The 14,575-nt window shown below is 52.7% G+C and carries 10 protein-coding genes; 5 read left to right on the top strand and 5 right to left on the bottom strand.

Going from position 1 to position 14,575, the window contains the following annotated elements; all coding sequences use genetic code 11:
• Positions 1-26: 26 nt before the first annotated feature.
• Together N0M98_RS13030 and N0M98_RS13025 are read right to left on the bottom strand one after the other, a co-directional pair.
• Positions 27-5,189 carry an AAA family ATPase gene (locus N0M98_RS13030; RefSeq protein ID WP_259618129.1) on the bottom strand — a complete coding sequence of 1,721 codons (5,163 nt, stop codon included), beginning with the start codon at positions 5,187-5,189 and terminating at the stop codon, positions 27-29.
• Positions 5,190-5,321: 132 nt separating this feature from the next.
• Positions 5,322-5,762 carry a MarR family winged helix-turn-helix transcriptional regulator gene (locus N0M98_RS13025; protein ID WP_249863810.1) on the bottom strand — a complete coding sequence of 147 codons (441 nt, stop codon included), beginning with the start codon at positions 5,760-5,762 and terminating at the stop codon, positions 5,322-5,324.
• Positions 5,763-6,025: 263 nt separating this feature from the next.
• Between N0M98_RS13025 and N0M98_RS13020 the strand changes: the two genes are divergently transcribed.
• Together N0M98_RS13020 and N0M98_RS13015 are read left to right on the top strand one after the other, a co-directional pair.
• Positions 6,026-6,934 carry a TIGR01777 family oxidoreductase gene (locus N0M98_RS13020; RefSeq protein WP_249863809.1) on the top strand — a complete coding sequence of 303 codons (909 nt, stop codon included), beginning with the start codon at positions 6,026-6,028 and terminating at the stop codon, positions 6,932-6,934.
• 27 nt (positions 6,935-6,961) lie between these two features.
• Positions 6,962-7,288, top strand: a complete 327-nt coding sequence (locus N0M98_RS13015; RefSeq protein WP_259618128.1) for a hypothetical protein — start codon at positions 6,962-6,964, stop codon at positions 7,286-7,288.
• A 72-nt stretch (positions 7,289-7,360) separates the two neighbouring features.
• Here the strand turns inward: N0M98_RS13015 and N0M98_RS13010 are convergent, their stop codons facing one another.
• On the bottom strand, positions 7,361-9,520 hold the full coding sequence (locus tag N0M98_RS13010; RefSeq protein ID WP_259618127.1) for a DNA topoisomerase III: 2,160 nt from the start codon (positions 9,518-9,520) through the stop codon (positions 7,361-7,363).
• Positions 9,521-9,771: 251 nt separating this feature from the next.
• The gene (locus N0M98_RS13005) at positions 9,772-10,611 is read right to left on the bottom strand and encodes an AraC family transcriptional regulator (protein ID WP_259618126.1); all 840 of its coding nucleotides are present in this window, start codon (positions 10,609-10,611) and stop codon (positions 9,772-9,774) included.
• Between the two features lie 140 nt (positions 10,612-10,751).
• Here N0M98_RS13005 and N0M98_RS13000 point away from each other — a divergent pair, with 140 nt between their 5' ends.
• Positions 10,752-11,753, top strand: coding sequence for a Gfo/Idh/MocA family protein (locus N0M98_RS13000; protein WP_249863805.1), 1,002 nt, complete (start codon positions 10,752-10,754; stop codon positions 11,751-11,753).
• Between the two features lie 25 nt (positions 11,754-11,778).
• Positions 11,779-12,720, top strand: a complete 942-nt coding sequence (locus N0M98_RS12995) for an aldo/keto reductase (RefSeq protein WP_259618125.1) — start codon at positions 11,779-11,781, stop codon at positions 12,718-12,720.
• A 150-nt stretch (positions 12,721-12,870) separates the two neighbouring features.
• Here the strand turns inward: N0M98_RS12995 and N0M98_RS12990 are convergent, their stop codons facing one another.
• Entirely contained in the window at positions 12,871-13,017 is a 147-nt protein-coding gene (locus tag N0M98_RS12990) for a DUF4023 domain-containing protein (RefSeq protein ID WP_249863803.1), read from the bottom strand.
• Between the two features lie 348 nt (positions 13,018-13,365).
• Between N0M98_RS12990 and N0M98_RS12985 the strand changes: the two genes are divergently transcribed.
• Complete coding sequence (locus N0M98_RS12985) at positions 13,366-14,544, top strand: HipA domain-containing protein (protein ID WP_249863802.1); 1,179 nt, start codon at positions 13,366-13,368, stop codon at positions 14,542-14,544.
• The last annotated feature ends 31 nt before the right edge of the window (positions 14,545-14,575 follow it).

Genomic DNA, 14,575 nt, shown 5'->3' with positions numbered 1-14,575 from the left:
AAAACCCTTAGGACACTTAACATGTCTTAAGGGTTTTTCGCTTCTGCAAGCGTGAGCGAGGGCGCGGCATTTTTTTTCTTCAAGCATACTGTGAATGTTGTGCCGACGCCTTTCTCCGAATGGCATTCGATAGTCCCGTCGTAATGATGAATGTAGTTCTGAACGATGTGAAGCCCCAGTCCGGAATTGGTCGATTCGGATTTGGTGGAGAAGCCTTTGTCGAATATTTTTTTTCGGTAAGCCTCCTCGACGTAAGAGCCGGTATTGAAAATGGACAGCCTGTACGAATCTTCCAGCTCCTCGATCGTAAGGCGCAGCGTTCGCAGCGGATCGTCGTCAGGTATCGCTTCAATCGCATTTTTAAGCAGATTATGCACGATGCTGGAGAAGTAGCTGATCGGCAGCGTCAGCCCGTCGAACGTGCAATCGAGGTCTCCCGTTACCTGAAGCTCAATTTTGCCGGAGATGCAGGGGAGGCTGATATTATTCAGAACGACGCCGAGTACGGGGAATTTCACCGAGTTGACGACGGACTGTTGAACAATTTCTTTGCACCAGACGGAAATATAATCTTTGGCCATATCGTATTTATTCATCATCAACAGCGCGTGGACGGTTTGCACATTGTTTATGAGCTCATGCTGCGCTTTGCGGATATTGAGCGCTTTGCGGATATTGAGCATCGTCGCTTCGGACGACTGCACCCAGCGTTCCTTCTCGTCCAGCTGCAGCCGGACGTTTTTCTCCTGTTCCTCCAGCAGACGCAGCGCGTAATTTTTATGCTCCAGATTGGCGTACAGAGTGGAGTTCTCGATGGTAACGGCAATTTCCGACGTCAGAAGCTTCAGCGTGTCGAGCCGCTGCTCCTGAAAAACATGGGTGGCCAGATTGTTCTCCAAGTACAGCACGCCGATCATCTTGCCGAGCTTCATAATAGGTAAAATCAGCATGGATTTGGGCAAATGCGTTTGGATATAGACGTCTTTCGGGAACATCTGCGAGCCGGCGGCGTCGTGCAGCAGCAAAGGCTCTTCCTTGCGCATCGCATATTGAACGGCGGAGAGGGCCGCATGCTCGTATTCCTCAAGCGGAATCGAATGCAGTGCCGCGAACGGCTTGTCGGGACGCTTCTCCACCTCGACATAGAGGCGATGGTCTCTAATGAGCAGCAACAGGCCTTTCTCTGCGCCCGCATTTTCCATGACGATATGCATGAAGCTTTCGAGCAGCTTATGAAATACCGCTTCGCTCGATAGCGCCTGCGAAGCCTTGGCAACCGTCGTTACGTCGATCGCCGAATGGGCTGAAGGCGCGCGGTTAATTAAATAAGGATGCTTATCTTCCAGCTCGGCGACTTTGCGGGCCGCTCCCCACTTGCTGTACAGCATTTTGGCCTCGATCCAATAAGAACGGGCGATCTTGAGCTTGCCGGTATGCATGTAAAATTTGGCGGCGCATTCATTGGCTATCGCCTCGATATGGACGAACCGCTGCTTGCCGGCGTGAAAAATCGCTTGTTCGTACAGCACCGCGGCCAGACTGTGACTGCCGGATATCCGGTTCATCTCCGCTTCGATCAGCAGCTTCTGGTGAAGGAAGGTGTCGGGAGAATGAACGCTCCATTTTTTGATGATTTTCAGATGCTTTTGCAGCTTGCGCCAATACATCTTCTTTTCGGCGGGTTCGGCTTCTTCATAAATGGCCGTCATGACGAGCGAGCTTATAAAGTAAAATAGTTGAACATGGATTAGGCCGAAGACGAATTGCAGACTCTGCTCCGCCGTATCCATAAGCTGCTTGGCCTCGGTCTGCCGGCCCAGCATATAATAGGTCAGCAGCTGCAGCGCGTAATACGTATGGATCGTCGCCTTATTAGAGAAGCTCTGGAGCTGTTCCAGCTCTTCCTTGCTCATGAACGGCTTCAGCGGGTCCCCGGGCTTGGCGTTAGCCTGCGGAACCGGCTCTTCCTTGTTGAACAGCATAAACCGCTGCAGCACCATCATGATATAGATCGTATCCTTATCCTGCGCGCGGAGGACGAAAGGATGGTACAGTTCCGTTTCGTTATACACGTCGCCGAGAGGGTCTCCCTTGTACAGCCGCAGGAAAAAGCTGAACGCGATCGAATAGCCGCCGTAGACGAAGTCTCCCGATTCTACGCCGAATTGATAAGCTTTTTTCAGGTACAACAGATTGGTCTCGATATGCTGGGTTACGTTGTTCGTGAACGCCCCGAAGCCGAAGTACACTTTGCATTTGATCGGCAAATGGTCGAACGCGTCGCACAGCATCAGGCCGACTTTGCCGTATTTGGCGCCGCTGCGAATATCGCCGAAAATGGAGCTGATAATGACGCCGTAAGTGGAATAGGCCAGCGCGGACCCTTCCGAGTTGCCGTAACGAAGCGAGTAGTTGAACATCTTCAGCATCAAATAAATATACAGATCGGAATTCAGGTAATACGTCGGAGCGATCAAATTGACCATAAGCCTCATGACCGCCCGGTGATCGGGATCGACCATCTGCGGCAAATCGAATAAATCCTCCGGCTGTTTGGCAAGCATATGCCACTTGGTTTTCGCCAGTTCAAGCAGGATGGAGGAGCGTTTGACCGCCGGCTGAAGCGGTATGCCGAAGAGCCGCAATCCTTCGAGCCCCATCTCCATAGCTTGCTCGTGCAATCCCAAATTGGTATAGAGCACCATCATCAGGTTGTAGGCGTCGGCTTTGGCCATCTTGGTTCGCGCACGGCGGAGAATGAGTTCGAAGGACCGCTTCGCCTCCTCAAAATGTCCGCATAAATATTCCAGCTCGGCTAGCTCCAGATAGACGGAGAAGGCCAATTCATATTGGCCGTTCCAACTGTCCTCGTCGAGCAGCCGCACGCAGTGCGTCACATACTTCAAGGCGGTCTCATAGGCCGTATTCGCCTTCGCTTTCCGGCTCGCCCTCATATTGTACCCGGCCAGCCGTTCTTTCTCCTGCCTGGCGACGAGCAGCTCCTTGCCCAAATTTAGCTGATTGGCGATCTCGAAAATATATTCTTCCAACGCCTCCTCGCTGAATGTATCCAGCATAAGCTTGCCGATCAGATGGTGCAGCTCTTTCTTTTGGTGTTTGGGAACCAAAGAATAGACGGCCTGATGGACGCGATCATGCAGGAAAGCGTATTTGCCGGAAGGCTGATCGTCTGAAGCTCCGGATACGGCGACGATCAAACCTTCGTCGACGGCGCTTCGCAGCTCGCGTTCGATTTTCTGGGAATCCTGCGACGCCGCAAGCGCCAGCAGCTGCATAGGGAATAAGTGGCCGATGCAGGAGGCTTTCATCAACAGCTGCTGGACCGACTCCGGCTGCCTTCGTATTTTGTTGATCATGAAATCAACGACGTTGTCGGTAATGTGCAGCTCTTTGATTTTGGCGATGTCCCAGTCCCATGAGCCCGCGTCGTAGTTGAACGCGAGCAGCTGATAGTCGTACAAGGAGCGCAAAAATTGCTTGGTGAAGAAGGGATTGCCTTTGGTCTTCTCAATCAGCATCGATGTCAGCTCGCCCAGCTCACTGGGGTGCGCCGGTCCCAGCGTATCCTTGAGCAGATGCTTCACGTCGGTCTCGCCGAGCGGCTCCAGCTCTATAGCAACGAGATTGATGTGCGTCAGCCTCCTGAGCTTGTCCATCATCCAGCTGAGCGGATGAGCGTCCGTCACTTCGTTGCTCCGGTAAGTCCCGATAAACAAGCTGTAGGTGAAAGAATTCTGCGACGCCAAATCTTGAATCAGCTGCAGCGAGGCGGGGTCCGCCCACTGCAGATCGTCGATAAAGACGGTGAGCGGATGCTCCCTGGTGGCAAAGACGCCGAGAAATTGCTGAACGGTTATTAGAAACCGATTATGCATTTCCGCAGGCGGAAGCTTGCTCAGAGGAGGCTGACTGCCGATGATTTTTTCCATATCGGGAATCATGTCAATGAGCACCTGTCCGTTAGGGCCGACCGCATCTGCAATTTTCTTTTTCCACATGAGCAGAGAGGCTTCCCCTAAAGTCAGCAAGTAATGAACGATCTGCTGGCCGGCTTGTTGAATCGCCTGGAACGGCATATCCCGTTTGAATTGCTCGAACTTGCCGGAGATGAACAAGCCGTCGTCGGTTTGCACGGACTTTCGAAATTCGTGAATGAGAAAGGACTTGCCTACGCCGGACAGACCGGAAACAAACACCATCTCTCTGCTTCCCAGCAGCATTCGATGATAGGCGTTCTGAATGTCGGCAAGCTCCTGATCGCGTCCGTACAACGAATCGGATATATGAAAGATGTCCGTAGCCGCGTTCGCACCCAGCGAAACGTTGTCGACGAACCCTTCCTTGAGCCATACGGCAAGGCAGGCCTCCAGATCGCATTTCAAAGCAAAGGCGCTCTGATAGCGGTGTTCCGGATGCTTTGCCAAACATTTCATCACAATATCGGAGACCGGCTTCGGAACGTCAGCGCACGCTTCGAACGGTGTGACCGGCTGTTTGGTCATATGCTGATGTATCCATTCTGTAGCATCGGCGCCGTCAAAAGGAAGCGTGCCCGTGAGCAGTTCGTAAAATACGATACCGAGCGAGTAAAGATCGGTTCTATAGTCGATGCTGCGCTCCATTCGGCCGAACTGCTCCGGTGCCATGTACGGCAGACCGGAGAACATCAATTCCGCCGGCTGCGCCGGAATGCCGTCGTTCGATGATAAGTGGCTTGCGTTATGTATATTCGTCAACTGCATGCTCATGCTGCCGGATTCCAGAACGAATGCGTGAGGGGAGAGATTCAAATGAATATATTTGAGCTGATGGAGCTTGCGGATCATCTCGGTCATCGCAATGGACAAACGCAAAAAGAGCTTCATTTCCAGGGGACCCGAAGCTGCTAGTTGAGAAAGCGGATGGCCTTCCGAATGCTCCAACAAAAGAATCGTTGAATTGTTGTAGGATTCCAACCGGAGGGGCCTGATCAGCTCATCCAGTTGGATGGTTTGTCCGTTTTCATATTCATTTATAAGCCACTGGACATCCTGCTGGGACGGATATTCCGTCTTCAGCATCTTGATCCAATACTTGCGCCCAGTGGTTAGGTCGAGGCCATGGTAAAAGGCAAACGGTTCGTGATCGTACCATTTGTGCATTTGGATATCGTTTATGTTCAATGACAAGCGGGTATCCTCCGATTACTTCCATTTAAATATATTTTACTTTTTTCGCAAAAAGGAAGCAACAGGAAATTGCCGAAACCGACAATATCTTTCATCAATCGACTTTATTCACGTGGAGCGGGCAAGAGTCGGTCAGTTTCTCGTATGCTTATTCAGCCCACGGGTCAGTCTCTCCATATACCCGATCAAATCCGCCTGCTCCCGTTCCGTGAACAAGTTGAACGAATCGTTCAACGCTTCCATCCACAGAGCTTCCGTGCGGCGTATGAGGTCTTTGCCTTCATCCGTCAAGCCGACGTTCTTCACCCGGGCATCGGGCTGGCTGCACTCGCGGTAAACCAGACGCGATTTCTCCAGACGGTCGATCATTTGCGACATGGTGCTCGGGCGCACATCCAGATGCACGGCCAATTGGCCGATCGTGCGGGTGCCGTTGCGGTGAAGATGCCTGAGCAGGAGCCATTGAACGCGGGTCAGCGCATCCGGCTGCTGATCGAATACTTTGGAGCGCATATGGCGATTGATCGTTTGCATATGGGTGAGGAACTGCTCCAACGCTTCATTATTTTTCATAGCGTAACCTCCGTTAGTAGTATTATATAGCTTCGCCAAATATTCTGCCAATAAAATAACCGCACAAAGTGGGGCAAAGGAGGCGTCTCCTTCGCTTCATATCGTTCATGGCGTTCGTATGGGCGGCGCGGAAAGGGCTCCGAATTGCAAGTTTTCTTATTTTTTAGGCCGATTTTACGCCGTTTTTTTTTGCTAATCGCCGATTTTAGTATATAATGTGGTTATATTTTTATATCCCATTAGTTGAAAGTGAGTAGTCATCAATGAAGATTGCCATTGCAGGAGGCACCGGTTTTATCGGCCGGCACTTGATCAAGTATTTTCTGGAGCGGAAGTATTCGCTTATTCTCATTTCACGGAATCGCAAGCCTTCCAGTCATTCCTTGATTCGCAATGCGACGTGGGCGGAGTTAAAGTCGGATGTCAGAGTGCTGGAGGGTGTCGACGCCATCGTTAATTTGGCGGGGGAAACGATCAATCAACGGTGGACGAATGCAGCCAAAGAACGAATTCTGCAATCGCGGCTGGATACGGTAAAGCAAATCGCGGATATCGTTTCCCGGATGGAGAAGAAGCCGCAGGTCGTCGTGAACGCTTCGGGAATATCCATTTACGGCACGTCGGAGACGAAAACGTTCGTCGAACACAGCGATCCGAACGTATCGGATTTTTTATCCGGAGTCGTTGCGCAGTGGGAGCAGGCGATGGACAGCATCCCGGATACCCGCATCGTAAAGCTGCGTTTGGGCATTGTGCTCGGCATGGACGGAGGCGCTTTCCCGAAAATGATGCTGCCGTACAAGCTGGGGATCGGCGGAAGGATCGGCAGTGGCCGGCAGGTGCTGTCTTGGATTCACATTCACGATTTATGCCGCCTAATCGAATTTTGCATCGAAAATGAAGATATTATCGAACAAATCAATGCGACCGCCCCTCAGCCGGTTACGAACGACGAGTTCGGACGGGCGCTGGCCAAAGCGATGAACACGTCGCACCGGTTTCCGGTTCCGGCTTTCATGATGAAGCTGATGTTCGGCGAGCTTTCGACGCTGCTGCTGGAAGGGCAACGGGCGCTTCCTTACCTGGCGACCGAGTACGAGTTCCACTTCCAGTACCCGGTTCTGGAGTCTGCGCTGAGAGATCTTCTCGGCAGCGCCAAACAGCTGAAATAAGAGCTGCTCGCGGGGGAGGGGAGACGAATGATACAATATGGTTCTGTTGATGTAAAAGAAATGCAGCTGATCCGTTTGCGGGCATCGATCGATTTGCGCGACGAGCAGTGGATCGATGTGGAGATCCGCTTCGGCGTGGGCAATGCCGATACGATTCCGGACGATGTAACCGATTTGACGGCGCTATTGATTTGCACGTATTCGGGCGGCGTCGCGCAGATCGTTCCGCAGGACGGGGGGATCGACTGCGAATACCAGTTCACTCCCGGCGAAAAGGAGCAGCTGCTGGCATTTTACGAGCTGCAGGTTAAGCCGCAGCTTTTGGAGAAGGCCGGTTCCGGCGCACGGAGCTAATGCGCGTCCGGCAAGCCGCCGCACAGCCGCTGCAGGCGGGCAAATAAAAAGAAGATTGGGGCCTTGTTGGCCTCAATCTTCTTTTTGCTTTTGCAGCGCCGCTTTCAACGCGTCTCCGAGACTGGAACCGAGACTCGTGTTGTCGCTGTACTGGTTGATCAGCTGCGAAGCGTTGCGCCTTGCGGCCTTGCCGCTCATTCGCGATTCGTCGTTCAGCATTTCGATGACGTTGCAATGACGGCATTGGGCGTATTTGCCCGCTTTGCCCGTATGAATCTCCATTTTCTTATGACACTGCGGGCAGCGCTTGTTCGACAGCGCAGGCTCTGCGGCGCGCTTGTAGCCGCATTCCCGGTTGATGCAGACGAGCATTTTGCCGCGCTTGCCTTTGATCTCCTGTAGTGCCTGGCTGCAATCCGGGCACTTCGAGTGCGTCAAATTATGCGGCTTGTACTCGGTCGTGCTGTTCTTGACCTCGCGGACCATCTCGACGGTTTGTTCGCGGATACACGCCAGAAACGCCTTCATATTGCCGCGGCCTTTGGCGATCCGCTCCAGCTCCTGCTCCCAGCGGGTCGTCAGCTCGGGAGAACGAAGCGCCGGGGCGACGAGCTCGATCAACTGGGCTCCCTTGCCGGTAGGCTGGAGCGTGTTCATCTTGCGCTCGATCGTATCGGTCGACAGCAGCTTCTCGATAATATCCGCCCGGGTCGCGGGGGTGCCGAGGTTATGCTTTTCCATCAGCGTTAAAAGGGAGGCTTCCGTATAGCGGCCCGGCGGCTTCGTCATATGCTTCTCCAGGCTGATGCGGATTTCCTTGAACGTATCGCCGATTTGAAGCTGCGGCAGCGATTGCTGCGGGTCATGGGCATCGTGGTCGCGATGATCTTCGTCATCATCCTCGGAGAAGGAGGCCGAGCCATCTTGACCATAGACGGATTTCCAGCCCAAATCCTTCGTTATGCGGCCTTTGGCGTAGAAGCTCTCGCCCGCCGCTTCAACGGTAACGGCTGTTTCATCGTACCGGTACACAGGATAAAACAGTGAAATAAAGCGGCGAACGATCAGATCGTACAATTTGCGTTCGTCCGCGCTTAACGTATGCAGCAGCGGTGCCTGCTCGGTCGGAATGATGGCATGGTGATCCGACACCTTGCTGTCGTCGACGATGCGTCCCGTGACAGGCAGCGGCTTGCGAAGCAGCGGTTTCACCAAAGCGGCGTACGGCTGAACGCTGAGGCTTTCGAGCCTGGCGGGCAGCGTAGATACCATATCCGAGGTCAAATAGCGCGAATCCGTCCGTGGATAGGTGACCAGCTTGTGCTGCTCGTACAAACGTTGAAGGACGTTCGACGTCTGCTTCGCCGAAAATCCGTATTTGCGGTTGGCGTCCCGCTGCAGCTCCGTCAAGTCGTAAGCCAGCGGCTGCGGCTCGCTCTTTCCGGTAACCTTCAGCTGGGATACGGCTGCTTTGCCGCGCTGCAGACGGCTTACCAGCTCGTCGGCTGCGGCCTTGTCGAACAGCCGTCCGTCAGGATGCTTTTTGCCCCGCCAGAGAGCCTGGAAGCCGCCGAATTGCCCGCGGATCATCCAGTAATCCTTGGATTGGAAGCTGCGTATTTCGCGCTCGCGTTCCATCATCATGGACAACGTAGGCGTCTGCACCCTTCCGGCCGCCAGTTGGGCGTTAAATTTGCAGGTCAGCGCCCGCGTCACGTTAAGGCCGATCAGCCAATCCGCTTCGGCGCGGCAGACGGCGGATTGGTAGAGCGAATCGTATTCGCGCCCCGGTTTCAGCTTGGCGAAGCCTTCGCGTATCGCTTTGTCGGTTTGGGACGAAATCCATAGACGCTGATACGGCTTGCGCCAATGAATCAGCTCCATAATCCATCTGGCGACGAGCTCGCCTTCGCGCCCGGCGTCGGTTGCGATGATCAACTGCTCCAGATCGGCGCGCTTGGCCAATTGCGAGATGGCCCGGAACTGGGGCGTCGTCTCTTTGATCAGCTTGAGCTTCATGCGCTCCGGAAGCAGAGGCAGATCTTCCAGATTCCAGGTTTTATATTTGGCATCATAGTCTTCGGGCTCCGCAAGCGTAACAAGATGTCCCAACGCCCATGTAACGACATGCTTCGGTCCTTCCATATAATGCTTGTGTTTTTGGCTGCAGCCTAGGACGCGGGCGAGTTCTTTGGCAACGCTCGGTTTTTCGGCCAATACGAGTGATTTCATAGCTTCTCCTTTACTAAATCCTGCATTTTTTCGGGGAATTGCGCGTAAGGGGCGGCGCATATTCCGCACGGTCATCGTCCATCATGTACAACATTACTGGAAAATGGGGCTCTTGTCCATGTTCCGGCGCATTGTCGTCTGCGTCTAGCCGCTTGATCGGGCAAGCCTTCCGGTAAAGAGATGCCGCCGCTGCGGCCGCTCGCCTTGGACGGAACGTGTCTTGGCTAAGCGCAAGAGCCGGCTGACGGAAATTATTTGTTGCGGTACAGCTCCCGGTATTCGGTCGGCGTCATGCCTTCCTGCTCAAGAAACCGCTTGTTAAAGTAGCTTGTGCTGGGGTAACCGGCGTCCATGGCGATTTGACGAATCGGCACGTCCGCTTTCTCCAGCAGCCATTGCTTGCTCATCTGCAGCCTGCTGAGCGTGACGAACGTCATCGGGGTCATCTGGGTCACCTTCTTGAACAGCTTGCAGAAATAGTAGGAGCTGATGCCCGCCTGCCGCGCCCATTCATCGAGCTCAAACGGCTTGCAGGCTTCCTGCTGGAGCAGAGGGAGCAGCTGCAAAATGCGGTCGGTCGTCTCGGCGTGCTGGTTGGCGCTTAAGGGAACCGCCTGATTGACGAATTCCGCAATTACGGCATAGGTCAAGGTCGAAAGCCTGGTGAGCTGGAAAAAGGAGTTTTCCTCGGCTTCGATCAAGAGCTCGTGCAGCGCTTGCTCCAGCGGCTTCCACTGGCGGATCGTCCATAGATGCGAACGATGCAGTCCGTTCTCAAGCAAATAATCCTTCAGCTTCGATCCGTAAAAATGAACCCAGCGGACTTCCCAAGGCTCGTCCGCGCTGGAATAATAATGCTGCTGCTGAAGCGGGAAATACAGGAAGGCGTCGCCGGCTTCTAGCGTTTGCAGTTCGTTGTCGGCCTCGACATACCCCTTGCCCGAGACAATCAGGTGAATGCTGAAGTTGTTCAAGGCGCCTTCCTGGCGGTTCACGGTGTGCTCCGGATCGTCCTTATACCAGCCGACGGATTCGGGGAGACAGAAGTAAACATGCTCAGTCAAGGTGGGCAGCAGACGTTGTCTTCTCATACCGGAAGACTCCTCCTTTTGATGACAATATTATTATATCGATGTGCAATAAGCTGTTATTTTCATTTTAATTATTGTTCAATATAATAGCAATAAAGTACTACATTTAAGATTTACATTCGAAGGAGCTGGAGATTGCAATGAGTCAAAGCAAGCTGCGTTGGGGAGTACTTGGTTGTGCAGGCATAGCCAAGCGTGCCGTTATTCCGGGCATTCAGCAATCGCAAACGGGAGAAGTAGCGGCAATCGCAAGCCGCGGCGAGGAGAAGGCCAAGGAAACCGCTGCCTCGCTGAATATACCGAAAGCGTACGGAAGCTATGAAGAGCTTCTTGCCGACGAGCAGATTGATGCCGTTTACGTCCCGCTGCCGAACCATCTTCATAAGGAATGGACGATCCGGGCGGCGGAAGCCGGTAAACACGTGCTGGTGGAAAAGCCGGCGGCGCTCAATTCGCAGGAAGCGGAAGAGATGGTAGCCGCATGCGCGAAAGCCGGCGTGAAGCTGGCGGAAGCGTTCATGTACCGCCATCATCCGCGGTATGCGATGATCCGGGACGTTATCGCCTCCGGAGAGATTGGCGCGATCCGCGGGATTCACGGCGCATTCACGTTCAACAACGCCAAGGATGCGAACAATGTCCGCTACAAGCGGTATATGGGCGGGGGTTCGCTGTATGACGTCGGAGTGTATCCGATCAGCGCGGCGCGGCTGATTCTCGGACAAGAGCCGCAAGCGGCGACGGTGCACGCTTTCTTCTCTTCGGAGCATGACCAGGTCGACATGATGGCGTCGGGACTGCTCGAATTCGCGGACGGCGTGGCGCTCACCTTTGACTGCGGCATGTGGGCCGCCGGGCGCAACGTGCTGGAGATTATCGGTACCGACGGCCGGATTGAAGTGCCTTGCGCTTACGTCAGCCGTCAGAACGCGGACGATCATTTCTTCGTCACCGTCAGAGGGGAACGCAGGGAAGTAGCGGTTCCTTATGTCAACCATTACGCGCTGCAGGCGGACGATATCGGCCGCAGCGTATTGGAAGGAAGCCCTCAGCGCTTCGGCACCGACGATATCGTCCGGGGCATGAAAGTGATCGACGCCTGCATGCAATCCGCTCAGGAACGCGTGCGCGTAGTGTTGTAACGACAAAATAAGGAGACGATATCTCATGGAAACGATTCGTATTGCAGGCTGCCCGAAACCGGTGACCAACCTGATTCAAGGCTCCGACTTTTTTACCCATGACGTTTACGGTAAAGTGTGCGACGTGTTGGACAATTATTTTGCCATTGGCGGCAATACCATAGATACGGCTCATATTTATTGCGGCGGGCAAAGCGAGGAAACGATCGGCAAGTGGTTGAAAGAGCGCGGCAATCGCGACGATGTGGTCATTTTGACCAAAGGCGCTCATCATAACGCCGACGGCCCGCGGGTTACGCCCGAGGATATCGACAGCGATTTGGCCAAAAGTCTGGAGCGCCTGGGAACCGACTATATCGATCTGTACGCGCTTCATCGCGACGATGAAAACATTCCGGTCAGCGTCATTATCGATGCGCTGAACCGCCATATCGGCGCGGGACGCATTCACGCGATCGGGGCGTCGAACTGGACGCATCAAAGGCTTCAGGAGGCTAACGATTACGCGGCGGCGAGCGGCTTGGCCGGATTTACCTTTAGCAGCCCGAACTTAAGTCTCGCCAAGCCTAACGAGCCGCATTGGAAAGGCTGCGTATCGGCCGACGCCGAGACATGCGCTTGGCATGAGCGGACGCAGCTACCGCTGCTATCCTGGTCGTCCCAGGCAAGAGGATTTTTCACCGGACGATTCGCTCCCGATAAGCTGGAGGACAAAGAAATCGTCCGCGTCTACTACAGCGACGCCAACTGGGAGCGGCTGCGCCGCGCTCAGGAGCTGGCCGCCCGCAAAGGCGTGAGCATGATTCAGATCGCTCTTGCCTATGTCATCAATCAGCCGTTCCCGACCGGAGCGCTGATCGGAGCAAGAGACTTAAGCGAGCTGCAATCATGCGTCGACGGCGCACAAATCAAGCTGACCGCCGAAGAGCTGAACTGGCTGGAGCATGTCGATATCGTCGAAGCTTAAAACAGACCGTTAAACCGAGGACGAAGCCGGCCGCCGTTTCCTTCATCCGGAACGGAACGCTCGGCCTCTTATGACAAAAGCACCCCTCGGGGTGCTTTTGTTTTTGTCATTGCAGGAAGCGGCTGCATTTCGGTGCTCTTCGCCTTGCGTTTAGTTGCCGTCCAAATGCTGCTTGCCCGGCAGCGACTTGTCCGGATGACCGTCTCCTTGGTGTTTGCGGTTTTTTTCGTCTTTGGCTTGGGTGTCGTGCACTTTCTCTACCCAACTCTCCGTATCGCCGCGCAAATTGTTCTTCATCAGGGATTCCCTCCTTTCACCGATGGGTAGTATTCCCCCGCGGGAAACAAAATATAGAGATGCCGGATATTCGCTTACAGGCTCCCGCACCGTCTTTCATCTGCGCATGCGGCGTTCTCCATTGTTCCGCTATGGCGGGGATGGGACCTGTCATGTACGGGTGACAAGCGCTGTCATAGTCTTGCGTTATTTGTGCTTTTCGCAAATTTACTGTATAGGTCGCGGCTTCGTCCTGTGCTATGATATAAGAAACGGATATCGATTTATTTTATAAGGGGATCACGGAAAAAGGGGATGAAGGAAATTTACGAGGAGATAAAAAAATGACTGGATGGGAGGATGAACCCTTTGGGAAAAACGGAGCTTTTTGCTTCTTTGGAAGTGCAGAGGAGCTATAGATTTTCTTTATGCAAAAAAGACGATGTTTTGATTGATTTCAAAATTATATTAACCGGAATGAGAGAAACTCTGTGTCGGATCGAGAAAGTACACGATTCGAATCCAGCGGTTTTACCATATGGGATGCAGCTAACGAATGAATATTTGCTAGGATGGGTACAGAGCCGGTTTATACCAAAGAATCGCGTATTTGTAGAAAACTTGCTAAGCGCATTGCCTGATATCGACCCTCCGCTGGTAAACCTGCTCCGTACAACTTTAGGTCTTTCTCTAACGGATGATTATTGGATTCTCCCGGAGGAACAGAAGGATCTAACATGGACTAACCACAATTTATATGATAATGAATTTTCGGAGACGTTGGCGCTGGTTGCATTTACTGGCTATAACGAAAAAGTAAAAGGCATTGTCAGTTCGCCCGAGTTTACAACAAACGGAATGCTGCCAAAATGTTGGAGGAGAATCGACGGAAAGGTTTATTTATATAAAGGCGGTACTGAAGGCGCCGCAAATGCAGGATTAGAGCCTTATTCCGAGTATTATTCGGCACAGGTTGCCGAAGCTCTCGGTTTAAATCATGTTCGGTATGAACTGGAGAAGTGGAAGGGAAAGCTTTGCTCGATATGCCTTTTGTTTACATCAAAAGATATATCTTTTATTCCCGCTCATGTTGCATATCCCGGATTATCCGCATCGGAATTATTATTTGCGACATCCAAGATGAAAGACTTTTACGACAGGTTTATAGATATTATGATTTTTGATGTCGTCATTGCCAACCACGATAGACACTTTGGCAATTTTGGCTTTTTAAGAAACAATCTTACAGGTGAACTCGAGGAAGTAGCTCCGATATTCGACAACGGAATGTCATTATTACATCAGGCTATGGACACTGATTTCGCGGACTTAAATGCATATTTGGATTGGAGACAATATACTTTTGCCTTTACTCCCAACAAGGATTTAAAATTCCTTGCCAAGTATATGGAACCGAGTCACAGGAGCAAGCTTCGCAAATTATTGAGTTTTGAATTTGAAAAACACCCGTCATATAACTTGCCAGATCAACGTTTGAGGATACTTTCTAAGTTTGTGAGATCAAGGGCTAGAGATTTTTTGCAATAAATGGAGCCCTTATAGAGCGATGGAAGCCATC

Origin of the sequence: Paenibacillus doosanensis (genome assembly GCF_025060755.1) — a bacterium.
In the GTDB taxonomy this organism is placed as follows: domain Bacteria; phylum Bacillota; class Bacilli; order Paenibacillales; family NBRC-103111; genus Paenibacillus_S; species Paenibacillus_S doosanensis.
Note: the sequence above shows the minus strand (reverse complement) of the source record. Positions and strands in the feature narration are given on the sequence as shown.

Excerpts from the sequence above, each read along its gene's own strand:
- N0M98_RS13010 (WP_259618127.1), bottom strand. The coding sequence starts at position 9,520 with ATGAAATCACTCGTATTGGCCGAAAAACCGAGCGTTGCCAAAGAACTC.
- N0M98_RS13015 (WP_259618128.1), top strand. The coding sequence starts at position 6,962 with ATGATACAATATGGTTCTGTTGATGTAAAAGAAATGCAGCTGATCCGT.
- N0M98_RS13020 (WP_249863809.1), top strand. The coding sequence starts at position 6,026 with ATGAAGATTGCCATTGCAGGAGGCACCGGTTTTATCGGCCGGCACTTG.
- N0M98_RS12995 (WP_259618125.1), top strand. The coding sequence starts at position 11,779 with ATGGAAACGATTCGTATTGCAGGCTGCCCGAAACCGGTGACCAACCTG.
- N0M98_RS13025 (WP_249863810.1), bottom strand. The coding sequence starts at position 5,762 with ATGAAAAATAATGAAGCGTTGGAGCAGTTCCTCACCCATATGCAAACG.
- N0M98_RS13005 (WP_259618126.1), bottom strand. The coding sequence starts at position 10,611 with ATGAGAAGACAACGTCTGCTGCCCACCTTGACTGAGCATGTTTACTTC.
- N0M98_RS12990 (WP_249863803.1), bottom strand. The coding sequence starts at position 13,017 with ATGAAGAACAATTTGCGCGGCGATACGGAGAGTTGGGTAGAGAAAGTG.
- N0M98_RS13000 (WP_249863805.1), top strand. The coding sequence starts at position 10,752 with ATGAGTCAAAGCAAGCTGCGTTGGGGAGTACTTGGTTGTGCAGGCATA.